At 46.4% G+C, this 24,703-nt stretch carries 30 protein-coding genes; 18 read left to right on the top strand and 12 right to left on the bottom strand.

The window, feature by feature from the left end; genetic code table 11:
* Positions 1-121: 121 nt before the first annotated feature.
* On the top strand, positions 122-748 hold the full coding sequence (locus QJS83_RS01310) for a hypothetical protein (protein ID WP_284607057.1): 627 nt from the start codon (positions 122-124) through the stop codon (positions 746-748).
* Here the strand turns inward: QJS83_RS01310 and QJS83_RS01305 are convergent.
* Positions 737-1,897 (bottom strand): hypothetical protein, encoded by a 1,161-nt coding sequence (locus QJS83_RS01305; RefSeq protein WP_284607055.1) that lies wholly within the window; start codon positions 1,895-1,897, stop codon positions 737-739. The two genes, QJS83_RS01310 and QJS83_RS01305, sit on opposite strands and share 12 nt — an antisense overlap.
* Before the next feature lie 8 nt (positions 1,898-1,905).
* Positions 1,906-2,433: a peroxiredoxin gene (locus tag QJS83_RS01300; protein ID WP_284607053.1), complete on the bottom strand. Its 528-nt coding sequence runs from the start codon at positions 2,431-2,433 to the stop codon at positions 1,906-1,908.
* Between the two features lie 66 nt (positions 2,434-2,499).
* On the opposite strand from QJS83_RS01300, the gene QJS83_RS01295 reads away from it, so the two are divergent.
* Positions 2,500-3,270 carry an exodeoxyribonuclease III gene (locus QJS83_RS01295; protein WP_284607051.1) on the top strand — a complete coding sequence of 257 codons (771 nt, stop codon included), beginning with the start codon at positions 2,500-2,502 and terminating at the stop codon, positions 3,268-3,270.
* Positions 3,271-3,282: 12 nt separating this feature from the next.
* Positions 3,283-3,861, top strand: a complete 579-nt coding sequence (locus tag QJS83_RS01290) for an FxsA family protein (RefSeq protein ID WP_284607049.1) — start codon at positions 3,283-3,285, stop codon at positions 3,859-3,861.
* A gap of 11 nt (positions 3,862-3,872) precedes the next feature.
* Here QJS83_RS01290 and QJS83_RS01285 read toward each other — a convergent pair whose 3' ends face one another.
* The gene (locus tag QJS83_RS01285) at positions 3,873-5,081 is read right to left on the bottom strand and encodes a penicillin-binding transpeptidase domain-containing protein (RefSeq protein WP_284607047.1); all 1,209 of its coding nucleotides are present in this window, start codon (positions 5,079-5,081) and stop codon (positions 3,873-3,875) included.
* A 216-nt stretch (positions 5,082-5,297) separates the two neighbouring features.
* On the opposite strand from QJS83_RS01285, the gene QJS83_RS01280 reads away from it, so the two are divergent.
* The 3 genes from QJS83_RS01280 to QJS83_RS01270 all read left to right on the top strand — a co-directional run bounded on the left by QJS83_RS01280 (position 5,298) and on the right by QJS83_RS01270 (position 7,131).
* Entirely contained in the window at positions 5,298-5,906 is a 609-nt protein-coding gene (locus QJS83_RS01280) for a TetR/AcrR family transcriptional regulator (protein ID WP_284607045.1), read from the top strand.
* Positions 5,907-5,994: 88 nt separating this feature from the next.
* On the top strand, positions 5,995-6,339 hold the full coding sequence (locus QJS83_RS01275; RefSeq protein WP_284607043.1) for a hypothetical protein: 345 nt from the start codon (positions 5,995-5,997) through the stop codon (positions 6,337-6,339).
* Between the two features lie 420 nt (positions 6,340-6,759).
* Positions 6,760-7,131 carry a TraR/DksA family transcriptional regulator gene (locus QJS83_RS01270; protein ID WP_284607041.1) on the top strand — a complete coding sequence of 124 codons (372 nt, stop codon included), beginning with the start codon at positions 6,760-6,762 and terminating at the stop codon, positions 7,129-7,131.
* Positions 7,132-7,228: 97 nt separating this feature from the next.
* Here the strand turns inward: QJS83_RS01270 and QJS83_RS01265 are convergent, their stop codons facing one another.
* Both QJS83_RS01265 and lexA read right to left on the bottom strand, forming a co-directional pair.
* Complete coding sequence (locus QJS83_RS01265; RefSeq protein WP_284607039.1) at positions 7,229-7,711, bottom strand: SRPBCC family protein; 483 nt, start codon at positions 7,709-7,711, stop codon at positions 7,229-7,231.
* 70 nt (positions 7,712-7,781) lie between these two features.
* The gene (lexA, locus tag QJS83_RS01260; protein WP_284607038.1) at positions 7,782-8,501 is read right to left on the bottom strand and encodes a transcriptional repressor LexA; all 720 of its coding nucleotides are present in this window, start codon (positions 8,499-8,501) and stop codon (positions 7,782-7,784) included.
* Between the two features lie 182 nt (positions 8,502-8,683).
* Between lexA and QJS83_RS01255 the strand changes: the two genes are divergently transcribed.
* Together QJS83_RS01255 and QJS83_RS01250 are read left to right on the top strand one after the other, a co-directional pair.
* Positions 8,684-9,484 (top strand): hypothetical protein, encoded by an 801-nt coding sequence (locus QJS83_RS01255; RefSeq protein ID WP_284607037.1) that lies wholly within the window; start codon positions 8,684-8,686, stop codon positions 9,482-9,484.
* Positions 9,485-9,684: 200 nt separating this feature from the next.
* Positions 9,685-11,016 (top strand): polysaccharide deacetylase family protein, encoded by a 1,332-nt coding sequence (locus QJS83_RS01250; protein WP_284607036.1) that lies wholly within the window; start codon positions 9,685-9,687, stop codon positions 11,014-11,016.
* Positions 11,017-11,019: 3 nt separating this feature from the next.
* On the opposite strand, the gene QJS83_RS01245 is transcribed toward QJS83_RS01250, so the two are convergent.
* Positions 11,020-11,370, bottom strand: a complete 351-nt coding sequence (locus QJS83_RS01245) for a hypothetical protein (protein ID WP_284607035.1) — start codon at positions 11,368-11,370, stop codon at positions 11,020-11,022.
* 105 nt (positions 11,371-11,475) lie between these two features.
* Positions 11,476-11,697, bottom strand: a complete 222-nt coding sequence (locus QJS83_RS01240; RefSeq protein ID WP_284607034.1) for a hypothetical protein — start codon at positions 11,695-11,697, stop codon at positions 11,476-11,478.
* Positions 11,698-11,875: 178 nt separating this feature from the next.
* Between QJS83_RS01240 and QJS83_RS01235 the strand changes: the two genes are divergently transcribed.
* Positions 11,876-12,757, top strand: coding sequence for a M14 family zinc carboxypeptidase (locus QJS83_RS01235; protein ID WP_284607032.1), 882 nt, complete (start codon positions 11,876-11,878; stop codon positions 12,755-12,757).
* A gap of 230 nt (positions 12,758-12,987) precedes the next feature.
* Here QJS83_RS01235 and QJS83_RS01230 read toward each other — a convergent pair whose 3' ends face one another.
* The 4 genes from QJS83_RS01230 to QJS83_RS01215 all read right to left on the bottom strand — a co-directional run bounded on the left by QJS83_RS01230 (position 12,988) and on the right by QJS83_RS01215 (position 15,743).
* Positions 12,988-13,530: a hypothetical protein gene (locus tag QJS83_RS01230; protein ID WP_284607030.1), complete on the bottom strand. Its 543-nt coding sequence runs from the start codon at positions 13,528-13,530 to the stop codon at positions 12,988-12,990.
* A gap of 144 nt (positions 13,531-13,674) precedes the next feature.
* Positions 13,675-14,175: a hypothetical protein gene (locus tag QJS83_RS01225; protein WP_284607028.1), complete on the bottom strand. Its 501-nt coding sequence runs from the start codon at positions 14,173-14,175 to the stop codon at positions 13,675-13,677.
* A 176-nt stretch (positions 14,176-14,351) separates the two neighbouring features.
* A complete protein-coding gene (locus QJS83_RS01220) occupies positions 14,352-15,314 on the bottom strand; it encodes an aldo/keto reductase family protein (RefSeq protein WP_284607026.1) in 963 nt (320 codons plus the stop codon).
* 27 nt (positions 15,315-15,341) lie between these two features.
* A complete protein-coding gene (locus QJS83_RS01215) occupies positions 15,342-15,743 on the bottom strand; it encodes a hypothetical protein (RefSeq protein WP_284607024.1) in 402 nt (133 codons plus the stop codon).
* 132 nt (positions 15,744-15,875) lie between these two features.
* Here QJS83_RS01215 and ung point away from each other — a divergent pair, with 132 nt between their 5' ends.
* From ung to QJS83_RS01170, 9 genes are all read left to right on the top strand, one after another.
* Positions 15,876-16,577 (top strand): uracil-DNA glycosylase, encoded by a 702-nt coding sequence (gene ung / locus QJS83_RS01210; protein ID WP_284607023.1) that lies wholly within the window; start codon positions 15,876-15,878, stop codon positions 16,575-16,577.
* 133 nt (positions 16,578-16,710) lie between these two features.
* Positions 16,711-17,025 (top strand): hypothetical protein, encoded by a 315-nt coding sequence (locus QJS83_RS01205; protein ID WP_284607022.1) that lies wholly within the window; start codon positions 16,711-16,713, stop codon positions 17,023-17,025.
* A gap of 41 nt (positions 17,026-17,066) precedes the next feature.
* Positions 17,067-17,477: a sll1863 family stress response protein gene (locus QJS83_RS01200; protein ID WP_284607021.1), complete on the top strand. Its 411-nt coding sequence runs from the start codon at positions 17,067-17,069 to the stop codon at positions 17,475-17,477.
* The gene (locus QJS83_RS01195; RefSeq protein WP_284607020.1) at positions 17,477-18,529 is read left to right on the top strand and encodes a 3-dehydroquinate synthase family protein; all 1,053 of its coding nucleotides are present in this window, start codon (positions 17,477-17,479) and stop codon (positions 18,527-18,529) included. The genes QJS83_RS01200 and QJS83_RS01195 overlap by 1 nt, the downstream gene beginning before the upstream one ends.
* Positions 18,522-19,694: a 3-phosphoshikimate 1-carboxyvinyltransferase gene (locus QJS83_RS01190; protein ID WP_284607019.1), complete on the top strand. Its 1,173-nt coding sequence runs from the start codon at positions 18,522-18,524 to the stop codon at positions 19,692-19,694. The genes QJS83_RS01195 and QJS83_RS01190 overlap by 8 nt, the downstream gene beginning before the upstream one ends.
* Positions 19,691-21,502: a shikimate kinase gene (locus QJS83_RS01185; RefSeq protein WP_284607018.1), complete on the top strand. Its 1,812-nt coding sequence runs from the start codon at positions 19,691-19,693 to the stop codon at positions 21,500-21,502. Before QJS83_RS01190 ends, QJS83_RS01185 begins: the two co-directional genes overlap by 4 nt.
* Positions 21,499-22,524 (top strand): chorismate synthase, encoded by a 1,026-nt coding sequence (gene aroC / locus QJS83_RS01180; protein ID WP_284607017.1) that lies wholly within the window; start codon positions 21,499-21,501, stop codon positions 22,522-22,524. The genes QJS83_RS01185 and aroC overlap by 4 nt, the downstream gene beginning before the upstream one ends.
* 22 nt (positions 22,525-22,546) lie before the next feature.
* The gene (locus QJS83_RS01175; protein WP_284607015.1) at positions 22,547-23,452 is read left to right on the top strand and encodes a 1,4-dihydroxy-2-naphthoyl-CoA synthase; all 906 of its coding nucleotides are present in this window, start codon (positions 22,547-22,549) and stop codon (positions 23,450-23,452) included.
* A 133-nt stretch (positions 23,453-23,585) separates the two neighbouring features.
* Entirely contained in the window at positions 23,586-23,807 is a 222-nt protein-coding gene (locus tag QJS83_RS01170; protein ID WP_284607013.1) for a hypothetical protein, read from the top strand.
* A 179-nt stretch (positions 23,808-23,986) separates the two neighbouring features.
* Here QJS83_RS01170 and ubiE read toward each other — a convergent pair whose 3' ends face one another.
* The gene (ubiE, locus tag QJS83_RS01165) at positions 23,987-24,700 is read right to left on the bottom strand and encodes a bifunctional demethylmenaquinone methyltransferase/2-methoxy-6-polyprenyl-1,4-benzoquinol methylase UbiE (RefSeq protein ID WP_284607011.1); all 714 of its coding nucleotides are present in this window, start codon (positions 24,698-24,700) and stop codon (positions 23,987-23,989) included.
* Positions 24,701-24,703 lie beyond the last annotated feature (3 nt).

Below are 24,703 nucleotides of genomic sequence, written 5' to 3'. Positions count from 1 at the left end.
CTTCCACACTCCTTGTAGAAAAATGAGACACTCTTCATATCGGCAGACCCAGCCTGCACTTTAATATTAAGCCCTAAAAAAATTCTTCCGAATACTGGACTAGACAAAATAAGAGGATGCGATGAAAACAGCTGGCTTTTTACTTCTAGTGCTTCTTTCAACAAGTTCCTTCGCGGTGAAACGCGATTACGCCGGAAAAATATTACAACCGCAATTCAGCACCGCGCCTGCCTGTGAAGAGCGTCCCGAGTTCCTAACTGAGATCCGCAATGAGTTTGTAGGAACCTTGTCGCGCTTGCCGGAAACGGTGCTGGTCGCAAGAGATGCCGAGTTCTATGTAGAGGGGCAGAACGCGGGACATGATTTGAAGTTGTATGGTTATCAGTCTTTCTTGCAAACATCAGCAGCGTCGCAAATTCTTTGTGGAAATGCTTCCGGCGAGTTGCGCAGCCGCTTTTCTTTGCTGGCGCCCACTTTGATCGACACGAATAAAAAGCCACGCACAGGCCAAAGTCTGTGGCAGTTTCAAATGATGGCGGACGGGAATAAGTTTTCTTTTTGGAATATTAAGAGTCCCTCTTTCGCTGATAAAGGAACTTTAGAGAAGTGGATTCAAAGTTCAGGCGCGGTTTACAAAGTCTATCAACGCTCTCACAACGAGTATGAACTGCTTCTGGTGAAAAAAGACAAAGACAGCACTCAATATTTGTCAATTCGCTACGATGCTGTCGCGAGTTTAAGAAAATAACGTCGTGGCAAAGCCGCCGTAAGGCGTGCGCAGATTGGTCACTTGTCCCTGATAAAGGCGAGCAACAACAAGTTGCAGTCGCCCTTGGTAGGCATAACAACGCAAATCGAATTTAAAATTTTGTGGTCCCTCGGGAGTCACGAAATTCTTTTCAGGCGCTGGTACGTACTCTTGCGCGATCATTCCTTGATTTAAAATCTCATCATAAGCTTTGCGGCTGATCGAAGCGCCCTTAAAAGACTGCTTAGAGCCAAAGGCGTTCTTGGGTTTAAAGAAAAGTTTTTTCCTTTGGGCCCAGATCTCATCCGCTTTTTCCGGGCAAAGATCATGAGATTGTGGAAGAACGGTTTTAAGCAGCTGCAAGTCGCTGCCGCTCATCCCTTGGGACTCAAGGAAGCCGGGTGTAACCCAATCAATCAAACGCTGCTTGTCCGCCAGCAGAAGATATTCATAAGGATTCGGCGATAAGCAAACTTCGCGATTCAAAAACTTTTCCCGCAAAACCGCGCTGGAAGATTCCGCGAGGAAGAAATCGGTATAACGATTGTAGATAAACTCTGGACTGAAGCCCTGAAAGAGCTCGCGGTAGTCTTGAATGCGCGAGTCCCAGCCCCAAGATTGAAAGAGTTCATTATAAGCCAGGAACTCCACAAAGAGCCGCTGCTCTGCGGGTTTGTCATCTGTAATGGCGATTTTTAAATCTGCCGGCGGTGTTTTGTCTTGAAGACGGAGTTCTTCCTCAATACTGCTTTTGATTTCTGCCAAAGAAAAATCACTCACGGGAAGCGGATGCTTTTTCATTTGGTACATTTGATGACCCAAAATCAAGAAAGCGGCATTGGTATTAATCTCGATCAGCTTTAGATTTTGGTTTTCATCCAAATGAAAATCGTAAGACATCATGATCGACTTGTTGCCGGGATCACGAAGACCTTTTTGAGAGATCAGATTTTGATAGTGATTTTTGTAAGACTCTTTTTCTCTTAAAGAGAAAAGCAAAGACACGGCCTTTTGCGCTTGTTCCAAAACAGACTTGGGAAGCTCAACCGCAAAAGGCGAAATCAGATTTTCGGCAACAAGGTCCTCAAGAGGCTCTTTTTCAAGCCTCGGAAAAGAGGAACGCAGTTGTCGAATAAAATCTGATTTCATCTCCATGATTATTTCAACGGAGTGATGTGAGAATCACCTTTTTTCCAGCCTGCTTGGCAAAGCTCACCGGATTGGCAACCTTGAAGGACGCGCAAAATTTCTTTAGCATCGCGGCCGACAGAAGTGTTGTGAATTCCCATGTACTGAATTTTTTGTTCAGGATCGATAACAAATGTCCCGCGCGTTGCAATGCCGCGGTCTTCGAAAAGCACGCCGTAGTCGCGAGAAATTCTTTTAGTCAGGTCCGCAAGAAGAGGATATCCCAGGTTTCCAAGATCATCGCGCAACCAGCGTTTGTGAGAGTGGATAGAATCCACGCTGCAACCGATCACTTGTGCTCCAGCGGCTTCAAAATCGCGAATATGTTCACGAAACTGAGTTAATTCAGTTGGACATACGAAAGTAAAGTCGAGTGGATAAAAGAACAAAATGACCCATTTTCCTTTATAATCATTCAAGGAAATATCTTTAACTTCGCCAGCATCAAAAACAGCTTGAGCAGCAAAGTGTGGAGCGGGTTGATTAATCATTGGCATAGACCTGCCTCCTTGCATCTGCTATTTATAGATGCCTTCGATAGTGGCGAAACTCAAGGAGAAACTGTGAAAATCATCTCTTGGAATGTGAATGGAATTAGAGCTTGTTACAAGAAGGGCCTGCTTGATTTCGTCCATGCAGAAAAGCCGGATATTTTTTGTATCCAAGAAACAAAAGCTCACATTGATCAAGTGGAAGAAGAAGCTCGCAAACTCACGTGGCAGTTCTCTTATTGGTCGTCCGCAATAAAGAAAGGTTATTCGGGTGTGGCGACGTTCATGAATCAAGAACCGCGCATGGTGCAAACTCATTTCAGCAGTATTCCTGAGTACGAGTCTGAAGGTCGTATTGTCATGACCGATCACGGGGCTTTTGATCTTTACAATATTTACTTCCCTAACGGCGGATCTGGAATTGAACGTCACAACTTCAAACAAAAGTTTTTAAAGGATCTTAATGTCCATCTGAAAGAGAAGCTGGCAAACGGCCGCGAGATGGTCGTTGTCGGAGACTACAACGTCGCACATGAGGAGATTGACGTTTATGATCCGATTCGCATGTCCAAAGTGAGTGGCTTTTTCCCGGAAGAGCGCGCGTGGTTTGATGATTTTCTGGATCTTGGTTTCATCGACACTTTCCGTTATTTCAAACCAACCGAAGCGCAGCGTTACTCGTGGTGGGATTATAGAACTCTTGCTCGTCCTGCAAACCGCGGTTGGAGAATTGACTACATCTGTATTTCAAAAGGGCTTGAGAAATATCTGTCTTCCGCGGATATTCTCGACCAAGTTGAAGGATCCGATCACTGCCCTGTGGTAGCGACCTTGGATCTGTAAAAAGGGGTTCGTATGATAGCTATCCCGTTTCCTTTTATCGTTGCAGAAATCATCATCTTTATTTTTGCCGTGAACCATCTTGGATTTTTGCACACATTGGGGCTCTATCTTTTGCCATGTCTTTTGGGTCTGTTCATCGTCGCAACTGTGGGCCGTATGGCCATCATGACTTTGCAAAGCACTGTGATGCGCGGGCAGTTGCCGGCGTCGCGTATTTTGCATTCGGGTGCGATATTTTTGTCAGGTCTCTTGTTTTTGGTGCCTTCGTTTTTCACGCGCGCCCTGGGTTTGATTCTTTTTCTTCCGGGGCTTCGTCATCTAGCGATCTGGCGTTTTAAGCTCTATATGGCAAAACAAGTTGCAAAAGGCAGCGCGAACTTTGGCTTTGGCAACGGTCCTTTCGGTTTCGGTAGGGGCAACATGGGGGGCGGCAGTGGATTCCGTTATTATGAGTTCAGAAATGACGGAACGGGTTTTCGAGACATGTCTTCCGAGGCCCGCGAAGAACGTGAAGTGCGCAGTGCTGACGTTCTTGACGTCACTCCGCTCAAGATCACTCACGAAACAAAAAAGCCCTCAGACGAGAAATAGGTACCTTTTTCTTATTTTGCTGAGGAAATCACGCGGCCGTTTTGTTGATTAGAAACAACGGGGCCGAAGTATTTACGGAACATGCTTTGTCCCAAATGAGCTGATTTTACTGTCCAGAATTTTTTATTCACAGTGATAGCGGCGACCGCGATTTTTCTTTCTTCATCCAAAGCGTAACCAACGAACCAGTCAACGCGGCCACGAGGATTGTCGCCTGTAAGATGACCTGTTTTTCCACCCATTTCAATTTCACGGAATTTGCGATCGCGAATGATCGGGCGGAATGAGCGGCGAGACGTTCCCGCAGTCACAGTTCTTTCCATCAACTCACGAACTTTTGCAGCGGATTCTTTTGTCATGATGGTGCCATTTGTAAGGGTGCCACCTTCATAAACTTTTTCGCCCTTGTCATTCATCATGGAGCTAACCAGGTAAGGTACAACCACTTGGCCATCATTCGCGACCGAAGCGGCGATCATGGCACCTTGCACGGGACTCATGCGGTTTGTTTTATTGTAGCCTGAAGCGACTTCGGCCAATTCAAAACCTTTTCCTGGAGGGATATAGGCCACACCCATGTCCACAGGGAAGTCAGCAGGAATTTCTTGATTGAACATGAAGCGGTTCGCGTACTCGTTCAAATCTTCAGGGTGCAGATTTTCGATGGAAAGACGGCCAAATGCCGTATTGATAGAGCGGGCAAATGCGTCTTTCAAAGTGATGACATTCGTCCATCGTGTGACCTTGTCTGAAAGAACATTCTTCTTATAAAGAGTGTAGGCCCCACCGTTGTAACGGATTTTGTGTTCAGGGGTCACGCCGGCTTTGTCTACTGCCGCTGTAGCAGTTACGACCTTGAAGACAGATGCTGCAGGGAAAGTCGCTTGCAGGTTTAAGTTCGCCGCCTGTGGATTATCGCGTTGAAAACTCGACATCGCTAAAACTTCACCCGTCGTCGCATCAATCATAAAGATCGCGCCGTAATCTGGTTTGTAAGATTTCAAAAGACGGTCGGCTTCTTTTTGCAAACTTTGATCGATTGTGTAGTTGAGAGTCAGAGAAAGTTGTTCTCCGTCCCACTCTGCATCCAAAGTTTCTGGAAACTGATTTTGACGAAACTTCTCGCCGGCAAGCTTGGCGATCTGAGTGCGCCTTTCAAGTTGTGATTGAATCTTTTTGTGAACCTGTGCTTCTTGATCTTCTGAGGTTGTAAAGCCCATAAGGGAATAAAGACCGAAGAGACAAGCTCCAGAAAATACGAATAGTTTTAACAACTTATATTTGTTTTTAAGACGCATTATTTTATGGTAGCACCAAGTTTTTAACGCTTTCAAGAGCATTCTCAGAAGAATACGCCGGAAAGCCACAGCTCGAGCCTATTTCCAGGCGATCTTTATAGTGACTCTCGAGGGGACTTGGACTAAAGACTTAATAGCATGAAGACTAAAGAACGCATTCTCCTTACTTCCATCGAACTCTTCAATCGCAGCGGGGTTGTGGCTATCACGACAAACCACATCGCCAAGGCCATGGAAATCAGCCCTGGGAATCTCTATTTTCACTATGACAATAAGGAAGAAATCTTAGTCGAGCTGTTCAAGCGTATGGCGAAAGAGACCTACGATGTTTGGCGCCCTCGCCGCACTAAAAAGGTTTCTCCTTTGGAGTTCATCAACGAGAATTTCGAACTTTATTGGCGCTATCGTTTCTTTCACCGCGAAATGTATGCTCTTCGTCGCAAAGATCAGCAGCTTGCAAAGATGTGGAGAGCCCACATCCAGAAAATGATGAAACTCATGGTCATTCTTTACCGCCAATGGGTTAAAGACGGCAAAATGGCGAAGATCGAGCAAGTGTCTGAAATGCAGTACATTGCCGAGTCTTTGTTGGCGATGGCGACGACATTCTTGCAGTTCTTCGAGTCTGCGGAAAAGCAGCCCGGCAAGCGCAGTATCGAGCGCGGTAAACACCACGTGGCGCGCCTTCTTTTGCCTTACACAGCTGGCGAAACAAAGAACGAGTTTGAAAAATTTCTCAAGTCCTAGCCAAAAACGTCACCTGAGAAGCGTTTAAATTTACTCTCAGGTGGCAAGGTCGTTGCTTTATTCGGAGTCATCATCGAAAGGCTCTGAAATGAAAACGATTGCATCATTCCTCTCTATTATTCTTTTTGCTTCCAATTCGATGGCAGCCAGCAAATGTGCTCAGCTTGTTGAAGAGCTTCAAGCGATGAAAAAAGCGCAACAGCATATTGTTGCAAGTCTTGTGAATAATCATGAAACCTTTGCCTCATCTATGGAGGAATATTCCTCTGTCGTTAAATCCGCTAAGGGGTCTTCTATAAAAGCGGTCTCTAACGAAATGAACGAGTCAGCGGTGGCTTTCCGTTCACGTGGCATCCAAGGGAAAAAAATGGCCACGAAACTTGGTGAAGCAACAGGTGATCTTTTCGAGCGCGTGGCTTCCTGCCTTAAATAGCTCACTCTCCTAAGAACGTGTTCTCGGGGGAGAAACATTCAATGTTCTTTTTAAAGGCGGCTCGCAAGGCCGCCTTTAATTTTTATTGCTGTCTCACTCTGAGAATCTCGGGCGATTTTCCTTTTCGTGCCTTTCATTTGTCATAGCTAAGGGCTAGAATGTCTAACGCGGTGCAAGTATTGATGGGGGTATAATCAGAATACTGATTATAATTTTAAGAAAGTGACCCGCGATTCTTTTATTGAGGACGTCCGGGTCGGCGCATCGATGGCCGCAATTAGAGATTCATCAAGATTTCCAAAGATTTGTTTAATTTTAAGTTAATGTAAGATTTTTTACTTGCAAATTTTACATGCGTGGAACTTAATAGGTCAGTTCCAAATTGGCACTTACGCTTGGAAGGAACAAGAGGGGGCAATCATGGCTATCTCTGAAAAGCTTATCGCTGAATGCAGAATGAAGCTTTTAAATACGAAGCAAGACATCCTCAATAGAGTGAAAGAGGCTCGTATGAACTTGGATCAGAACGAAGAAAAAGGTGGCGATGAGGGTGACCAAACTGTCCGCGTTCTGGCTGAACAAGAATTCCTGAGCATGCACGAACGACTTCGTTCTCAGCTTATGGAAATCGAAAGCGCGTTAGCACGCATTGAAGGCGGTTCTTTCGGTTACTGCGAAGAAACTGAAGAAGAAATCGAGCCTGAAAGACTTCGTGCGATTCCTTGGACTCGACTCAGCATCGAAGGTGCGGAGATTCGTGAATCCATGAATAAGCGCTACGCTCGCGGCTAAAACCGAAAGCGTCACTATATATAGATATTTATCTCGAGGGGATAGAGGGGTTTCTGCGTGCCAGAAGCCCCTTGTTTTTTGTCTAAATCGTGAAAGTCTACTTTTCAAGAAGACCTTTGAGGGTTTTTAAATCCTTTAATACCTGAGCCGCGTCTTTATCAAAATCCGCATCTGACATTTCCGGCTGACGATACAAAGTGAAAACAACTTCACTGCCATCTTTGTTTTTTAAAACACGCATCGGGTTGTGAAAGGTTTTTCCTGAACTGATCGTGACGTCATGATCGAGAACGCCGAAGGTATTCTTTTCCGCGAAACGAATCTTCACTTTTCCCATAGGAGAATCGGCAACCCAATCCTCGTCGACTTTATTGATGGTGCCGCCACTTAAACCCGCAGCCCATTTCGGGAGATTGTAGGGGTTGGCTGTGAACTCATAGACATCGCGGGGCGAGCGACTGATCGAAACAGAAATATTTTTCGCTGGGAAGGTCATGGTTTTCTCTTTCTGTGATTTTGCGGCCGAAGAAAAAGACGTAATGATGCTCAAGGCGACAATAGCGGATGCGAAAGCCTTCATAAAAGCTCCTTAGAAATTTATTGTCAGAGATCATAAAGCGCTCTGATGAAAAGGTCTTTTTGCTTTGGAACTAGAACTTACGGATCAATCCTACAACAATACCGCGAATAGAAACATCTTCCGGGGAATACCACATAGATTTCATTGTCGAGTTCGATGGACGGAGTTCCACTAACTTTTCACTGCTGCCACTTTCAGGGCGGGCGCGCAGATAGAAACGTTTCACTGTCGCTTCGTTTTCGACTGTCGCGACAATGATATCGCCGTTACTTGCAGATTCTTGTTTTTGAATAAGAATGATGTCTTCGTCGAAAATTCCATCCTCTATCATGGAATCACCTTGCACCTTCAGGGCAAAGGATTTCGAAGGATTACGAACCATGGACGGAGGAACATCGACAAATTCGTCGTGTTTAAGAGCTTCGATAGGTTGTCCCGCAGCCACTTTCCCAAGAAGGGGAAGGGACAGGATCTCATCACGTGCCTGGAGGAGCTGTGTGCGAGGAGATCCTGTCGTCGTCGAGACTTTTTTAGAGAGGTTTTCAGCCACTGCCGAAGCAGAGTGAAGTACCTGGATCGCACGCTTCTGACCCAAAGGATTTTCGATGTACCCTTTGTTCGTCAGTTGCTTCAAATAATTCTGAACAGAATTAAACGAAGCTAAGCCGAAGTGATCCTTAATTTCTTGATATGACGGAGAAACTCCTGAACTTAAGATGTGGCTCTCGATAAACTCGAGGACCGATTTTTCTTTAGGTGTCAGTGGGGGGAGGGGCGTTTTCTTTGTCATAACTTACATATGAACTTACAGTGTAAATAATGTGTAAGTCAATTCTCTTTTTTAAAATATTTTGCGAGGTCCAGGTCGATTTGCGTCGCGCCCCATTAACTCGTTGTAAGTCGTCAACATGCGCGAAGCATAATAGAACCGGAGGCTCCTTAAACAAGCCTGAAAACAAAAAGGAGTCTTCAATGAAATCTATGTTCAGAAAAGTAGCGCCCTGGGTTCTCTTAGCCTCTTCAGTGGCGGTGGCAGCAGGTGTTATCACAAAAGAAGAAGTGAATAAAAAAGTCGCTTCACTCACGGCCCCCTATAACAACGCTTCGACTTCAATGAAAATTGAATTCACGGATCTCAATGTAGACGCAGTACGAGCTTTAGATTTCGGAATCAATGTCGCGATCACGAAAGAGGGCGCGGAAAACAAACTCGCTTTGCAATTGAAGGATGCTTCTTATCACTACGGCGATGGTTCAGCGCCGACAGTGCAAGGGCGTTTGTTGATGCGCTTAGATCTTGTAAAAGCCTTCGGTCAGCCGACGTTGAACGATTTGGGTGCGCAACTTGAGGATATCGCGAAAGGCGCGGTCGCAGAGTACGGCAAGAAATACGGCGAGGCTGTTGCCGTCGATGTAAAAATGGAAGACGTTAAAAAAGATGCGGAAGGAAATCTTCTGTCAGCACGTTTGCGTTTCAATGCAAGCTTCGATTTGGCAAAACTTCCAGCGGACTTGAAACCGGAAGACGTGGAGCTTCGCTCTGTGAAAGCGGTTCTTGCTGCCGGTCGCAACGGAATTTCCGGTCGTCTTGAAGCTGTGATCAACCCTCAATACAAAGGTTTCCAATCTAACGAGCCGGGCTTAAAAGAGTACATCGAAAAACTTTTGAGCGACGATAAAGACACTTACGAAGAGATCGGCAAAGCCCTATCGTCTTTGGATGGCATCGCGGAATGGCTTGTGACGCAAAAAGCTCCAGAGCCACAACCATAGATAGCTCCATACTCCAAAGGGGGCTTCTCTCTTTGGAGTTTTCCTCTCTTCTCAAAATGAGACGAGCGCGCCGTTGTTCACTCTCTTTACGAGAGGGTGCGCATTTGGTCTCTTTGTTACCAAATCCTTTGTGAAAAGCAATTAAACAGCTCCTCAGCGGGAACGAGTCTTGCGAAGGCTTCTATCTGAAGAGGTGTTATATGTTGAAAAGAAACGTATTGGTTCTTACATCCGTTCTTTTTGGTTTCAACTCATTGGGACTGGCGCAAGCGGAAAAGCCGAGTGAGGCTATTAAGTATGTGACGGAATACAACCGTATTGCCGACACTTATAGAGGCATTGTTACGAAAATCGCGAACAGTAAAAACGCGAATGAGTTCGACGAAAATTATCACTCATTAAAAGCCTTCATCGCAAGACCGGGAGCGGACCGCTACTCGAACACGGCCCTATGCATGCACTTGAAGTCGCTGCCTTTGGCGGAGCTTGAATACGTTGAAACAATCATCGATTCCTCGGACACAATGTTGTCTTTGCGAGACTGTCAGTCGGAGCTTTTGAATAAGGCACAATTCGCAGGCATGTGGAAAACGGCGTCGTTCGATTTGAATCAAGATATAAAAAATATCAAACGCATTCCTTTTGAAGAGCGTGAAGTTCCAAACTTGGATTATCTCTCAATGCAGGGACTTAAAGAAAAAGAAGTGATGCTGACTTTTGACGACGGCCCGACACAAAGAACGACGGTACCTATCTTGGAGTCCTTGAAGAAAGCGGGCGTGAAAGCGGCGTTCTTCTCGACAGGCCGTCAAGCGTTGCAGAATTCAGAACTTACACAAAGAATTTTGCGTGAAGGTCATTTGCTAGGTTCGCACTCTTTCTATCACACTTTGATGATGGGACGCCAAGTGAACCGTGGTGCGATGTCTTATGACTACTTCTTGTCCGAGTTCATCGGTGGACACATGGGTGTCTTTCTCTCTGGCGGTTACATCGATCCTTACTTCCGTTTCCCTAACGGTTGTATGAATAAAAACATGAGAAGAAACGTGACAGAGTTGGGTCTAAAAATTTTCGGTTGGAGCATCGACAGCTTTGACTGGCAATATCCTGCATCGAAATTCACTGACGCTGACAAGCGCCGTGAGCTGATCCTGCAAAGTTTCTTAAAAGCTCTTCGTGGCAGTAAAAATCGCGGTATCGTTCTTATGCACGACGTGTTTAAACAATCCGCAGAAGCATTGCCGTTGATTTTGAACTACTTGGCTGACAACGGTTACAAAGTGGTTTTGTTGAAACCAGCAAACCGCAACATGCAAGACCGTAACAATATGCCGATGGTGACTCAGGCGATGGATTTCATGACGACGCATGATTTGAAAATCACGGATATCCGCCCGCGTGTAAACTCAAATGGCGAACCGGTGTCTCCGTTGGATTATGAACCTGCTCGCTTCCGTTATCGTGAGATGTTCCCACAGTTGAGCTATGAGAACTCTCCGATCGATCCTAAGGCTTCTTCTTGCGAATAGGCCTTAGTTCTGAGCGAACGCTTTGTTAACACAGACATTGAGCTCGGTTTGAGCATAAGGTGACAGGGAGACAGACGTCTTACCTGTCATTTTATTTTGAGACACGTGATAGAGATCTTCCGCCGCCGTGATTCTTTCGATCATGCAGCCGATGCGCGCAGAGCCGACTTCCAAGCGCACTAAGCACATACGTCCACGCAAAGAGCAGCGCACGCTTTCAAACTGAATGTGCGGCTCATAGGCGCTATTCATGGCCTGAAGCAATTGGTCTTCTTCGTTAGCGGAGATAAAAGCTTGGGCAGGAGCACCCGCAAGAGAAAGAATGGAAATTAAAGAAAGAACGAATTTTTTCATAGAAGCCTCCTTGTTTTGAACTGCGCTTCTTGAAGTCAGTTCTAACAAGGGACCCTATGATTGGTAAAAGGCATAATAAGAATTCAGATATTCAAATAATGAATACTACTTGGCGCGAACACATTCTTTTTTATTGTCGTTGCAGGCAGGCTTCACATCAGCCAAAACCGGTTTAGCCTCTGACGCAACGGAACGAGTCGCGACGGCTGGCGGTGTTGTATTTTTCGCATAACTAATCGGGCTCATTGAGCAGTTCTGATAAAAAAGTATCACGATGGGATTTATCACCAACATCGCTACAAAACTGAAACCACCACGATTCACCATACATCCTCCAACTGAGTCCAATAGGTCACACCCTTTTACTTACGGACAAAAGGCTGCAAGACTTTAGTCAATTTGTAAGGATTCTCAGCTTGATTCGAAAAAATACGTTCAACGAGCGGTTTCTCATCTTGAGAGTCTGCGAATACACGGTGATAATGGAAAAGTAATGATGGGGTATATGAAGACATTAATATTCAGCGTGATGTTCTTGTCAGCGCTCTCGGCGTCGGCCGACTTTGCTACCGTTTCTCAAGACTGTAAGAACGATCTTAAAAAATTTCCTGGGGCTTGGGACGATAAACTTCTCAATCAAGCGTGCGAGAAGGTCAAAGTGGATTCTCTGTGTGTGAGCGCGGAAGGTCGTCCTATTTATCACTATGACAAAGCGGCATCTGATCCGGGTGCAAAAAAAGTTTTGGTTTTCAGTTTGATCCACGGTGATGAAACACCGGCAGGAACTGTCGGCCGTTATTGGATGGAAAGACTTGAAGGCATTGATCCAAGAAATTCTTGGCGGGTCATTCCTGTCCTGAACCCTGATGGGGTGAAATACAAAACGCGCACGAACGCCAATAAGATTGATATCAACCGCAACTTTCCAACGAAAGATTGGAGCTCGGGTGCGATCGAAAATTGGAAGCGCACAACAAAATCCAATCCGCGCCGTTTCCCTGGGGAGATGGCGGCCAGCGAGCCGGAAACAAAATGCGCTCTTCATCACTTAGAGGATTTCCAACCTGACTTCGTGGTGTCGGTACATACGCCACTTAAAGTTTTGGATTTTGACGGACCGAAAGTTTCGCCTCCGCCGAAGTTTGATTATCTTCCTTGGAAGTCGTTAGGGAATTATCCGGGCAGCTTGGGCCGCTATATGTGGTTGGAAAGAAGCACGCCTGTATTGACGATGGAATTAAAAGAAAACTTGCCGCCGAACTTGGCTCCGTTTGAAAAACTTCAAGATATCATCGGGACATTGGTGAAACTTGAAAAAGCGGGCAAGGCTAAGAAAGAGACTGCGGCGTCTCCGAGCTCTTTATTGCCAGTGGCGTTGGAACACTGATCCCCAAAAATGGAAACGAGGCTCAGTAATCACTGAGTCTCGTCTCGGACAATCTCTTAGAAACTGAATTTACGAATCCTGAGATCACTCAAATCATCGTTTTTCGTTCTTAAGAGATTGTTTCTAGAATCTTTCTGAATCTCTCTTATCACTACAACTTCACTATACCACAAAAAAACTTTGTGGGATCGGCCAGTGTCGACAAACATCCTTCAGGTCCAGGCCAAGGATTAACGAATTTTCTCGCAACTTAAAGCGAGATCCCAGCTTTGTTTCCAGTCTTCTTGAAAGAGATAGGAATGTTCACGGTTATAAACATTCAAGCGCGCTTTTCCATCGCTTTTACGAAGCTTTAGAATGGTAAGAACATCTCTTTGATGCAAGACCTTAGAACCTTCGCGATACGCTTTCAGTAACATCTGAGAATTGTTTTGAGCGAATTCACTTTCTCCGTCCTGGCCCAAGAACGAGAGACCGGAGTACCATGTGTCGAAAAACTTCTCGTTTAAGCCGTCTGCTTTGCTGAACTCATTGTTGTATTGAGACAAACTAATCCACTTCAGTTCGAGGTGCGCAAAGCTGTCGCCGCGATAGTCGTGGCTCGTTGCTATGCAGACTTCCACTTTATGCAGCTGCAGCTTTTGCAGTGTTTGTGAATTCGTCGTGCAGGCGTAAGCTTCCTCGGCTGTGTCGCGGTTGTCGATAAACTGAAGGCACTCATGAGCGTGAGCGAAAGAAGAAATGAATACGATAAGAGTGATAAGCCATTTCACGTGAGATCTCCGATAAAACAACAGTTCGTTATATACGATCCGTGAAGGTAAAACGAGATCTCTCAAACGGGATGAAATTCTTCCCGGTATGTCCAGATTCTGAACAGAAAGAGGAGCCCCGGGGGGAGGGGCTCCTCAGGAAAATTATCTTTGTTCGACAAGTTTAAGATTGCGGCACTCGTATTGTTTGTAGTCACGACGGTTTTCAGAAATTTGGTGATCAACGTATACATTGACAGCCAAAAGAGCTCCGGATGGAGAAGCAACCTTGATTTCAGCTGAACCGAATTTTTGGAAGAGGTTTTTAAAAGTCACGCTGTAGGCGTTGAATTCAGATGTATAGATATACGGTCCCTGAAGTCTTGCAGAGAGATTTGTTTTGCGAAGATCTCCCGTTTGCGCCAAAGCGGGAATTTCCACTTCAACGGCAGAGTACCCGTTCGCGCCCAATGTCAGCCCTACAGCGCAGGCTTTCGACGGCAAAGAAAGCTTTTTGCATCCATACTCTTTCGCGAAAATACTAGCGTTGTTATCCGCGCATTGAGAGCGGGAAACCAGCGTGCCATGATAAACATGTGTTGCAGCTTGCGCGGCTGTAACGAACGACAAAGCAAACAAAGAAACAACGACCTTCTTAATAAGCATAAATACCTCCAAAATGTTCACACGCAGTAAACCTAAGCACTAGGTATTCCAATCGTGAGACTTCTTCTTTTTGGCTATATTTCAGATGGCGAAGGGGGGTTGTAAGAACTACCGTCAGGACATGACAAAGAAGGGCCGTGGGTTCGCCAGGAGAGCCGCTCTCCTGGCGGGTTTTATCACAGCTGATAGTCGAAAAGTTTTTTAAGCTCTAGATCCACCTCGGTGGTGATGTTCACCTTCATGGCGCCGAGATTCTCTTGCAGCTGCTCAATACTTGTGGCCCCCAAGATGACGCTTGTAATGCCGGATTGAGCTGCGAGCCACGCGATCGCCAATTGCCCGCGCGTGCATTCCATATCATCGGCGATCTTTTTCATGTCGCGAACCCGCTGCACGTTTTTATCTGTATAGAAAGTATCCTTAAGCCATTCGATGCGCGAAAGACGGCCCTCGCTGACTCCATCGTCGTATTTGCCCGTGAGCATTCCCGAAGCCAAAGGCGACCAGGTTGTCAGGCCCATTCCGTGTTCCAAAGCTTTAGGTTGAACGTTGGTTTCAAATTTTTCTCGCGCCAGAAGACTGTACTGCGGCTGTTCTACTTGCGGACGGTAGTATCCGCCTTCATCGCAAACATCCATGGCTTCTTGAATTTGCTCCGCCGTCCATTCGCTGGTGCCCCAGTACAGAATTTTTCCGTGATGAATCAAGTCATCCATAATGCGCACGGTTTCTTCGACAGGTGTTTCAGGATCATAGCGATGGCAGTAATAGATATCGAGATAATCGGTGCCGATGCGTTGCAAACTTTTATTCACCGATTCCAAAACGTGTTTGCGCGAAAGACCTTTGTCGTTGATATCATCGCTCATCGGCCAGAATACTTTCGAGGAGATCACTAATTCGTGCCGCGGAAAATCCTTGAGGGCGGCGCCCATCATGCGCTCGGATTCACCCTTGGCGTAAATATCGGCGATGTCGAAAAAATTAATCCCGGCTTCGTAAGCCAGGCGAAGAATACTGCGAATGGATGTGAAGTCTTTAACCGTACCGCCGAAAGTGGTCCATCCTCCCAATGAAAACGAACTCAACTTAAGCCCGCAGCGACCGAGGCTGCGGTAAGGCATGTTGGGATTGAACATGAGGGCCTCCTAAGAAGCCCCATTATCTTAATGAAGAACCGGGTGTTGCAAGTAATGATTGATTTCCATAATTCGATCTTGCTGACTGATGACAGAATCTTGAATAGCGTCGAGCTTAATCAAAAGATTGTCTTTCGCTAGTTTGATCGCGTTGTAGATATTTTCGTGGACACCTTCGGCCTCCACAGTAGCTCCGCCTTCGTTAAGAACGATCGCAATACGATACAGTTTCTTAAGTCCTTCGCGCGTGAACTCCTTGCCTTCCGTTTCATACTGAATCGCGAGTTTTTTAGGATCCCGCGCGACCACCGTCACAATAGTTTGTGGCGTCACAAAGGGCTCGAACTCAGCAATTTGTTGATAAATGAAAGACTTAACTTCCGGATTTTGTTCAATAAGCTGAATGGTGGGATTTAGAAGAGTCGTCATAGGCGGCCTCCTTTTCCTCTGCTTCCATTGTAACAATGGGGTCTAATTTTGTCTGGTCAAGATGGGGTTGGCCCAAAAAATAATTTGAAAACCAATAGGTTTGCATTAGAATCCCGGTCCTGGACCAAGGTCATGTGTCAGATTGAGATGGGCGATATTAAAACCGAAATAAAGTTAGATTCATCTTGGAAGTCGCGTTTGCAGAGTGAGTTCGAAACAGAACGCATGCAGCGCCTCAAAGCTTTCCTGGTCGAAGAGTACAAAGCGGGCAAGAAAATCTATCCGCGCGGCGATGAATATTTCGCGGCCCTCAATCTTACGCCCTTCGAAAAAGTTAAAGTCGTGATCGTAGGACAAGACCCTTATCATGGACCGGGCCAGGCACATGGTCTTTGTTTTTCGGTCCGTGACGGCGTTCGTTTTCCTCCTTCCTTGCAGAATATTTTTAAGGAACTTCGCGACGATGTCGGAGTACAAATTCCCAAAAGCGGTTGTCTGACGAAATGGGCCGAGCAAGGTGTTCTTCTTCTCAACGCGGTTTTGACTGTGGAAGAGGGCAAAGCAGCGGCTCATCAGAAAAAAGGCTGGGAAGAGTTCACGGACAAAATCATCCATCTTTTGAATGAAGAAAAAGAAGGCCTGGTGTTTGTGCTTTGGGGTTCCTATGCACAACGCAAGGCGGGCTTTGTCGACCGTAAAAAGCATTTTGTGATTGAAGGGGTCCATCCTTCTCCGCTTTCCGCGCATCGTGGTTTCTTTGGCACTAAGCCGTTTTCCAAGGCCAATGCTTATCTGCGCTCTAAAGGCCAAACGGAAATCGACTGGTCTTTGTAGTTAATGAATCTCAAATTGAGACTTTTTTTAACGGCCATCCCGGGCCTGGCTGTTAATTTTTTTTAAGACGAAGGTCCTAGCCTCTAGGGGGCGAAGGTCTCGCCGATAAGAACAACATCAAAAGGAGCAACGCATGAAGTGGATTTTAGTGGCAGCTTTGATGATGACGGCGACTTTCAATGGAACTCCCGCAGAGGCTAAGAGTCAATCCCGCGGGCCGGCCAGCGCTGAACAACGTGCGACGGTGACGGATGTTGTGAAAAAGCTTCGTGAAGATGATGAGGGAATCGTTGTTTTATTCGTAAAAACTCCGGGCTCTCATTATTTGCGACGAGACGTGGCAGCTTTCGACGATTACCGAAAGAAACTTGAGGCCAGCTTGAGTGGCAAGAAGCCTGTGAGCGTCACTATTGAGTCCTCGCAACTCAATATCCTTGAAGTAAAATAAGGCTCCGTTGTAAACTGGTCTCCGTTAAAAGGAGACCAGTCATGAAAACTCTTATTCTTTCTCTTCTCATTCTCACTTCGACATCTGCGTTCGCAACTTCTAAAGAAGAAGTCGCACAAAAAACCAAAGAAGCTGCAAGTGCGGCGGCTGAGTACTCTAAAGAACAAAAAGAAGAATTCCAAAAAGATATGGAAGCAAAAATCGCTTCTTTGAAAACTGAAATCGCAGAGATGAAGGCTTCCGCGGCAAAGAAAACCGGCGAAGCACAAAAAGAAATGAAAGAGCAAATTAAAGCTCTTGAGGCGAAACAAGAGGAAATGAAAAAAGACCTTGCGAAGCTTAAGAAAAGTTCCGGCAAAGCTTGGGACGAAATGAAAGTGGGAATGAGCAAAGCCTGGGATTCACTTTCTGAGTCTTATAAAAAAGCGAAGGCTGAACTTAAAGACAACTAATGAAAAAAAGTTCGTTGTCTTTCACTTCTGAATTGCCCCGTCTGTCTGATCTTGGTGAAGAACTTCTGTTGATTTATGACGAAGTTCTTCCCAAAAAATCCACGACCTTTCGAAAGTGGATGCAATCATTTCCACTTAAATACCCTGTTAAAGCCGGCGAGGATCTAAAATCCGTTGCGCGCTTTCCGCAGCATATTTCCCGCATCGTAGACCTTTGCCAAAATGTCTCTAATCGCAAATTGACAATTGTCGTTGTCGGCGGCGGAAGCGTCGGCGATTTCGGCGGTTTCGTCGCAAGTATCCTCAAACGTGGCGTGCGTTTGGTGCAAATGCCAAGCACGTGGCTGGCAGCGATCGATTCGGCTCATGGCGGGAAAACAGCTTTGAACGTCGGTGCCGCGAAAAATCAGATCGGGACTTTTTATCCGGCAGATAAGATTTTCTTGGTGAAATCTCTTTTGCTTTCTCAGCCGGAACCGCGAGCATTCGAAGGATTCGGAGAATTGTTGAAAATCTCTTGGATCGTGGGCGGTCCGTTGTGGAAACAGCTGTCCCGTGAAAAAGAAATCAACGCAAACGTGCTGTGGAAGTATTTGGCGGCTGCTATTCAGGCCAAGAATAAGGTTGTTGCCACGGACCCAGAGGAAAAAAAGGGTCTTCGCCACATCTTGAATTTAGGTCATACGGTAGGCCATGTTTTGGAGGCTTATTATAAACTTCCACATGGTGTTGCAATCAACTATGGTTTGGATTTTAGTCTGCGCTGGTCTTTGCAAAAAGGCATCATGAGCAAAAAAACTTTCGAAGATCTTCAGCAGGCTCCGGTGTCGGGATATCTTCTGTCCCCGGCGCGCGACTGTTTGTTAAGCACGAAGGCTTCCGATCTTAAAGAATTCCGCCATCTTTTGTTGAGCGATAAAAAGAAAACGAAAGCGCAAACCTTGCGCTTTGTATTTATTAAAAAACCAGGTGCGTGTATTATCCGCGAAGTCTCTGTTGACGATATTTTGATTGAGTTGTGCCGTCAGAAAGAAGAAGAGCTTCATGGCTAAGTTTAACTTTCGAGGCGAAATTCCGGGTTCAAAATCTGTCTTTAATCGCACCTTGATCGTGCAAAGTTATTTCCCGGCGCTGGCCTTGCAAGGATTTTCGTCGTGTGATGATGTTGTCTTCATGCGCGAAGGTATTCGCAAAATCTCGCAGCAAAGTTACGTTCACTGCGGAGAAGGCGGCACAACTTTCCGCTTTCTTTCTTTGCGTGCTTCCCGCGAAGCCGGCGAACATTTTCTGGAAGGCACACCTCGGTTGTTACAACGGCCACAAAAAGGTCTGATGGATTTGCTTTCGCAATTGGGTGTGAAGTCAGAGCTGACAAGCAAAGCTTTGCATATCTTCAGTTCTGGCTGGCAAAAACCGGCGGCCCCTTTGCAAGTAGACACCTCGGAATCCAGTCAATATGCTTCGGCTTTAATCTTAAACGCGTGGAATTTGAATTTTGATTTAGAGTTTGAGCTTGTCGGCGACAAAGTTTCGGAATCTTACTTTCTTCTTACTTTGCAAATGCTGCGAGATATGGGCATGGTCGTGCACCAAAATTCCCGAGGCTATTTCATCCCTGCAGGCCAGACTTTAAAGAAAAAGGAGTGGCGGATTGAATCGGATCTGAGTTCGGCGTTTACGATGGCTTCAGCGGGCGCTCTTGCGGGGCAGTCTGTTTTAGAAAATTTCCCGACGCAAAGTGCTCAGCCCGATCTTGTATTCTTAGATATTTTCAAAAAGATGGGCGTTGATTTCAGTGTGCAAGGATCCACACTGACCGTTAATAAAACAAATCCATTGCGCTCGTTGGAGTGGGATTTGGGGCAGTCTCCTGATTTATTCCCTGTGCTTGCTGTCCTTTGCAGTTACGCCGCAGGAACCTCACGCTTGTTTGGTGCGCCTCACTTAACAAAAAAAGAATCCAATCGTATTGCCAAAGTTTCTGATCTTTTTCGCCTTGCGGGGATTTCCCATGAGGCTTTGCCGGATGGCATGATCATTCATGGATCGTCGAACCAAACACCCGCGCAGGGAGTTTTTAATCCTGACAAAGATCATCGCATGGTCATGGCCGCGACATTATTAAACTTGCAAGGTCATCAAATCCAGATCGAAGAACCCGACGCTATCAATAAAAGTTTTCCGGAATTCTGGAGCATGATAGGAGTGAAGCCATGATCACAGTGGTCACAGGTCATCGCGGCACAGGTAAAACGGAATTGATGAAGCGTCTTCAGCTTTATCTGCGCGATCAATCTGTGGACTTCGTCGATCTGGATAACGAGATCGAAAAGAAAATCGGGAAAACCATTCCCGAACTTTTCATGCAGCACGGAGAAGAGTATTTCCGTGACCTCGAGCGCCAGCTCTTTCTTGAAATTCTGCAAAGAAAAACTCATGAATCCATGTACATCGTTTTGGGCGCGGGCTTTGACCTCAGTGTGGTGCCCGATAACGTGCGCGTCTTATGGGTTCGCCGACGTACTGATTTAGATGGTCGTATCTTTTTAAATCGCCCGCGTTTAAATCCCGAGATGTCTCCGCTCGAAGAATTTCAAAAGCGGGGGCGGGTTCGTGAAGTCAAATACCGTGAACGGGCTGATGAAATCTACTTGATGCCTGAAGGTGTATTAGAAAATCGCCATCAAGCCATGGCTGTTGAAAAGTCAGTGCTTTTCGGACAACTTCATGGCGTCGGCGGAACATTGACGGTATTGCCAGAATTGTTTGCGACTGAAAACCGCTGGAGTCTTTTTAAATCTCGATATGCCGATCGTGGCATTGATCTCATCGAACTTCGCGATGATCTTTTGAGTTTCGAACAGATACTTCGAGCGGTGAATGAAATGCCGCAAGAACGATTCGTCTATTCTTTCCGAAAGCCTGCAACAGAGTTCAGCGAAGATCTTCAGAGTCTTCTTGTGCAGGTGGAGTGGGTGGATTGGCCGTGGGAATTGGGAGCTCCCGATCCTCTTTTGGCGGTCGTACCTCGTGAGAAATTGATCCTCTCCTTACATACCAAAGACCACTATACCTCGTGGATAAAGTATGAAGATAAGGTCGCGCATTTGAAATATGCTCCTGAAGTTTTAAGCTTTGCGGAGCTTGAGCAAGGCCATCAATGGCAAAAAGAGTCTTCTTCTAAGCGCAGCTTTTTACCGCGCTCGGCTCAAGCGCGCTGGGATTGGTATCGTCTCTTGCAAAAAGGAAATCAGCTTTTGAATTTTTGGAAAGAAGGCGATGGCAGCGCGGGTGACCAACCTTCACTGTGGTCTTGGCTGATGATGCCTATGGGCCGTGCAGGTTTTGCCGCCGTGTTAGGTGATCCTGTGGCGCACAGTTTTACTCCTGTTGAACACTCGGATTACTTCTATAGAAAAAGCATGCCGGTTTTTGCCGTGCAAATTTATCGCGAAGAGTGGAATGAGGCATTACCTGTTTTGCAAAGAATGGGATTGACTCACGCCGCGGTGACGTCGCCGCACAAAGAAAATGCCGCTGTCCTTTGCAAGCATGCGCAGTTGCGCGCGGTGAATACGCTTTACTGGAATGGCAGTCAGTGGCTTGGAACTTCAACCGACGATCAGGGATTTTTGGAATTGATCGAAGGCGTTGGTATGATCGCGCCTTTACAAAAAGAAATTTTCGTCTGGGGCGGAGGCGGGACCCTAGAAATGATTCACAGGCATTTACCGCATGCGAGTTATTTTTCCAGTCGTACCGGCGAACCTCGCCAGGGCAGTGAAGATGCTCTTTCATTAAAACCGAAAATTCTAATTTGGGCGGCTCCGCGCTCTGCAGAGACAGTTTTTCCTCCTGCTGAGTGGAGTCCTGCCATGGTTTTTGACCTGAACTACAAAGAAGATTCCATGGGCCGAGAGTATGCGCAGCGCTCGGGATCTAATTATCAATCAGGACTTGTGATGTTCACGGCGCAAGCGCAAGGGCAACGAACTTTTTGGAAAAACTGCGAGGAGCAACGATGAGTGCGAATCAATTCGGATCACGATTTACAATCACAAGTTTTGGCGAAAGCCATGGCTCCGCTTTAGGTGTTGTGATCGATGGTTGTCCCGCAGGCGTGAAGTTCGACGAAAATCTTTTACGCAAAGAGATGGAGCGTCGTCGTCCCGGTCACCATGGTTCTGGGCAGGTCGTCTCAGGTCGCCAGGAAACGGACGAGCCCGAAGTTTTAAGTGGCGTGTTTGACCAAACAACATTGGGAACACCGATTGCGATTATTGTGCGCAATCAAGATGCACGCTCGCAAGATTATAAAGAAATCAAAACGTCGCCACGTGCAGGCCACGCTGACGATATGTGGAGAAATAAATTCGGTCACAGCGATCATCGCGGTGGTGGAAGATCTTCAGGCAGAGAGACCGTTTCTCGAGTGATGGCCGGAGCAGTCGCGCAAATGATGTTGCGTCATGTTTCTGCACCTACTCGGGTCGTTGGTTATGCCTCACAGATCGGCCCTTTCATACTCACAGATGAAGAGCGCAGCCAGGTGTTGCAAAAGGACGTTGATTCTTATCAGGCGCGTTTTCCTTCCGCACGGGATCAAGAAGTCGGCGAGATGTTGAAAAAAGCCCAAGAACAAGGCGAAAGCCACGGCGGTGTTGCGGAAATTCTCATACAAAATCCTCCGGCCTATTTGGGTCAACCTGTATTTCATAAATTGAAATCCGATTTAGCGCAGGCATTTTTAAGCGTGGGCGCTGCCAACGGTTTTGAATTGGGATTAGGATTTGATTCCGCCGCGATCAAAGGAACTTCTTTTCATCAAGGTTCGCAAAGTCATTATGGTGGCATCCGCGGAGGAATCTCTACGGGAGAAAATATTTTGCTCCGCGTATCCTTTAAGCCCACAAGCTCTATTTTAGATGTAGCCAAAAAAGGCCGTCATGATCCATGTATCGTGACTCGGGCCATCCCGGTTTTGGAAGCCATGACAAACTTGGTATTGGCAGATCACTACTTATGGTCTAAGACTGATCGTATCTAGCGAGCAAGCGGGCGGAGGAAAAATGGTTTCAGATATTTTTAATCCTGAATGGTGGACGGAAGTGGAAATTCCTGGAGTGAAATTTCAGGATATTACTTATCATCGCGCTAAAGATCAGGGCACGGTTCGTATTGCTTTTAATCGTCCCGAAGTTCGTAACGCCTTCAGACCGCAAACTGTCGACGAACTTTATACGGCTTTAGAGCATGCGCGTATTACTGCGGATGTCGGTGTTGTTCTTATTACCGGAAATGGTCCTTCTCCTAAAGACGGTGGCTGGGCATTCTGCTCTGGCGGCGATCAGCGCATTCGCGGTAAAGACGGCTATAAGTATGAAGAAAAAGAAGCTGTCGGCAAAATGGATTTGGCACGCTTGGGCCGCTTGCACATTCTTGAAGTGCAGCGTTTGATTCGCTTCATGCCCAAGATTGTTGTCGCTGTCGTACCAGGCTGGGCTGTGGGTGGCGGTCACTCATTGCATGTGGTGTGTGATTTGACTCTTGCAAGTAAAGAACATGCGGTCTTTAAACAAACAGATCCGGATGTGGCAAGCTTCGATAGCGGGTACGGTTCGGCGTATTTAGCTCGTATGGTGGGACAAAAACGCGCGCGAGAAATCTTTTTCTTGGGTCGCAACTATTCTGCACAAGAAGCTTTCGAAATGGGTATGGTGAACGCCGTTATCCCGCACAAGGATCTTGAAAAGGTGGCATTGGAGTGGGCGAAAGAGATGAACTCAAAAAGCCCGACAGCAATGCGCATGTTGAAATACGGCTTCAATCTTTGCGATGATGGTTTGGTGGGTCAGCAACTTTTTGCTGGTGAAGCAACTCGTCTGGCTTACGGCACGGAAGAAGCGGTCGAAGGTCGCAATTCTTTTGTCGAAAAACGTCCTAAGGATTTCTCGAAATTTCCTTGGCATTACTAAAAGACTCACAACGGGTCTTTTAGTCCTAAAAAATTCTCGGAATAACTTTACAAGAACGCAAAGCTAAGGCCTTTGGTGAAGGCTTTGCGTTCAAACACGTTTCGACTCCGGCGGACGAGAGTAGAATCTAAACATGGGAAAGATTTTACTCTATCTTTTCATGTTGATCGGCCTTGGATATCTGCTCTGGGGATGTCCAACGAAGAAGTATATTCCTGATCCCACTCCACCAGAGCCGCAAGTTCAAGAAGAGGAGCAAAAACCTCAGTCGAAAAGAGTGGAGGATACACCGGGATATCTGGGGAGAGAGCCTTATGTAGGCCCGCGAATTCAATTCCGCAAAATGCTTGCTTAGTTCATCCTTGAACGGGGAATTTTCGTAAGGACGAAATCCGTGCGAGCATTTTGCGAAATTGAGAGGCGAATTGGAATCTATTCGATAAAGGTGTTTTGGGGCAGATCGGCGCCACTTATTTAACGAATAAAAAAGCGGACTTTGTAGGTCCGCTTTTTTTATGAATTTTTTTGTGACGATTACTTTACTGTGCCTTTGTAGATATAAGCGATGCCGCCTGTGAGGGAGATGTATTCGCTTTTTGAAAAGGCGCCGCTTTCATTCATCAAAGCGACGAATTCTTCGCGGCAAGGGAATGCGGCGGAGGATTTTTGCAAGTATTCGTAGGCGTCTTTTTGACCTGTTACGAGACCACCGATTTTTGGCAAAATGTTTTGCGAGTAGAAATTGTAAAGTGCGCCGAAGACAGGGATGTTAACTTGGCCGAATTCAAGGACCATGACTTTGCCGCCAGATTTTGTTACGCGGCCCATTTCGCGCAAAGCTTTTACAGGATCGCTGACGTTGCGAATGCCGAAAGAGATGCTTGTGGCATCGAAAGATTTATCAGCGTACTGAAGTTGCGTAACGTCGGCCTGTTCAAACGTGATGTCCAAGCCCGCTTCTTTGGCTTTGCCGGGAGCTGGGATCAACATTTCAGCGCAGAAGTCAGTTCCAGTAACAGCGCCTGAAGCGCCTACGGTTTTCTTGAACTCGATCGCAAGATCGCCTGTTCCTGTGGCGCAATCTAAAACTTTGTCGCCGGCTTTTACGCCTGAGTACTTAACAAGTTTTTTTCTCCAAAGATGGTGGATACCCATCGACAAAACGTTGTTTCCTTTATCGTAGTTAGCCGCGACTTTCGCGAACATGGAACGGATGATTTCAGGATTTGGAGAGTGCTTTGTTTGCATCGT

It is taken from the genome of Bdellovibrio sp. 22V (assembly GCF_030169785.1).
Lineage (GTDB): Bacteria > Bdellovibrionota > Bdellovibrionia > Bdellovibrionales > Bdellovibrionaceae > Bdellovibrio.
Note: the sequence above shows the minus strand (reverse complement) of the source record. Positions and strands in the feature narration are given on the sequence as shown.

Coding starts and splice junctions, on each gene's coding strand:
- QJS83_RS01285 (WP_284607047.1), bottom strand. CDS start 5,081: ATGGGCTTTACAACCTCAGAAGATCAAGAAGCACAGGTTCACAAAAAG.
- lexA (WP_284607038.1), bottom strand. CDS start 8,501: ATGACAAAGAAAACGCCCCTCCCCCCACTGACACCTAAAGAAAAATCG.
- QJS83_RS01225 (WP_284607028.1), bottom strand. CDS start 14,175: ATGCTTATTAAGAAGGTCGTTGTTTCTTTGTTTGCTTTGTCGTTCGTT.
- QJS83_RS01290 (WP_284607049.1), top strand. CDS start 3,283: ATGATAGCTATCCCGTTTCCTTTTATCGTTGCAGAAATCATCATCTTT.
- ubiE (WP_284607011.1), bottom strand. CDS start 24,700: ATGCAAACAAAGCACTCTCCAAATCCTGAAATCATCCGTTCCATGTTC.
- QJS83_RS01190 (WP_284607019.1), top strand. CDS start 18,522: ATGGCTAAGTTTAACTTTCGAGGCGAAATTCCGGGTTCAAAATCTGTC.
- QJS83_RS01170 (WP_284607013.1), top strand. CDS start 23,586: ATGGGAAAGATTTTACTCTATCTTTTCATGTTGATCGGCCTTGGATAT.
- QJS83_RS01255 (WP_284607037.1), top strand. CDS start 8,684: ATGAAATCTATGTTCAGAAAAGTAGCGCCCTGGGTTCTCTTAGCCTCT.
- QJS83_RS01215 (WP_284607024.1), bottom strand. CDS start 15,743: ATGACGACTCTTCTAAATCCCACCATTCAGCTTATTGAACAAAATCCG.
- QJS83_RS01235 (WP_284607032.1), top strand. CDS start 11,876: ATGAAGACATTAATATTCAGCGTGATGTTCTTGTCAGCGCTCTCGGCG.
- QJS83_RS01275 (WP_284607043.1), top strand. CDS start 5,995: ATGAAAACGATTGCATCATTCCTCTCTATTATTCTTTTTGCTTCCAAT.
- ung (WP_284607023.1), top strand. CDS start 15,876: ATGTGTCAGATTGAGATGGGCGATATTAAAACCGAAATAAAGTTAGAT.
- QJS83_RS01205 (WP_284607022.1), top strand. CDS start 16,711: ATGAAGTGGATTTTAGTGGCAGCTTTGATGATGACGGCGACTTTCAAT.
- QJS83_RS01310 (WP_284607057.1), top strand. CDS start 122: ATGAAAACAGCTGGCTTTTTACTTCTAGTGCTTCTTTCAACAAGTTCC.
- QJS83_RS01200 (WP_284607021.1), top strand. CDS start 17,067: ATGAAAACTCTTATTCTTTCTCTTCTCATTCTCACTTCGACATCTGCG.
- aroC (WP_284607017.1), top strand. CDS start 21,499: ATGAGTGCGAATCAATTCGGATCACGATTTACAATCACAAGTTTTGGC.
- QJS83_RS01300 (WP_284607053.1), bottom strand. CDS start 2,433: ATGCCAATGATTAATCAACCCGCTCCACACTTTGCTGCTCAAGCTGTT.
- QJS83_RS01250 (WP_284607036.1), top strand. CDS start 9,685: ATGTTGAAAAGAAACGTATTGGTTCTTACATCCGTTCTTTTTGGTTTC.
- QJS83_RS01245 (WP_284607035.1), bottom strand. CDS start 11,370: ATGAAAAAATTCGTTCTTTCTTTAATTTCCATTCTTTCTCTTGCGGGT.
- QJS83_RS01195 (WP_284607020.1), top strand. CDS start 17,477: ATGAAAAAAAGTTCGTTGTCTTTCACTTCTGAATTGCCCCGTCTGTCT.
- QJS83_RS01265 (WP_284607039.1), bottom strand. CDS start 7,711: ATGAAGGCTTTCGCATCCGCTATTGTCGCCTTGAGCATCATTACGTCT.
- QJS83_RS01270 (WP_284607041.1), top strand. CDS start 6,760: ATGGCTATCTCTGAAAAGCTTATCGCTGAATGCAGAATGAAGCTTTTA.
- QJS83_RS01185 (WP_284607018.1), top strand. CDS start 19,691: ATGATCACAGTGGTCACAGGTCATCGCGGCACAGGTAAAACGGAATTG.
- QJS83_RS01175 (WP_284607015.1), top strand. CDS start 22,547: ATGGTTTCAGATATTTTTAATCCTGAATGGTGGACGGAAGTGGAAATT.
- QJS83_RS01220 (WP_284607026.1), bottom strand. CDS start 15,314: ATGTTCAATCCCAACATGCCTTACCGCAGCCTCGGTCGCTGCGGGCTT.
- QJS83_RS01240 (WP_284607034.1), bottom strand. CDS start 11,697: ATGGTGAATCGTGGTGGTTTCAGTTTTGTAGCGATGTTGGTGATAAAT.
- QJS83_RS01305 (WP_284607055.1), bottom strand. CDS start 1,897: ATGAAATCAGATTTTATTCGACAACTGCGTTCCTCTTTTCCGAGGCTT.
- QJS83_RS01280 (WP_284607045.1), top strand. CDS start 5,298: ATGAAGACTAAAGAACGCATTCTCCTTACTTCCATCGAACTCTTCAAT.